General features: G+C 42.8%; 1 protein-coding gene. It reads left to right on the forward strand.

Annotation, left to right across the window (positions count from 1 at the left end; genetic code table 11):
• Positions 1 to 579, forward strand: a 579-nt coding sequence (locus GMD4S_RS10180) for a DNA gyrase C-terminal beta-propeller domain-containing protein (protein WP_000325398.1), incomplete at both ends; no start/stop codon positions are given.

Raw genomic sequence — 579 nt, forward strand, 5'->3', positions numbered from 1 at the left:
TGGTTTCAACCAGCACCCATGATCATCTGCTCTTCTTTACTAATAAAGGACGTGTCTACCGCCTTAAAGGTTATGAAATCCCTGAATATGGTCGTACCGCTAAGGGATTGCCAGTTGTCAATCTATTGAAGTTGGACGAAGGTGAGAGTATTCAGACCATTATCAACGTTGAGTCTGAACGTAGTGATGACGCCTATCTCTTCTTCACAACCCGTCACGGTATCGTGAAACGAACCAGTGTTAAAGAGTTCGCTAATATTCGTCAAAATGGACTTAAAGCTTTGAATCTCAAGGATGAAGATGAACTGATTAATGTCTTGCTGACAGAAGAAGATACGGATATTATCATTGGTACCAAGTTTGGTTATGCCGTTCGCTTTAATCAATCAGCTGTTCGTGGCATGAGCCGTATCGCGACAGGTGTCCGAGGAGTCAATCTTCGTGAGGGTGACACAGTAGTTGGTGCTAGCGTGATTACAAACCAAGACGAAGTTCTTATCATCACTGAAAAAGGATATGGTAAACGTACACTTGCTACTGAATATCCTACTAAAGGCCGTGGTGGTAAAGGGATGAAGA

It is taken from the genome of Streptococcus sp. GMD4S (genome assembly GCF_000296955.1).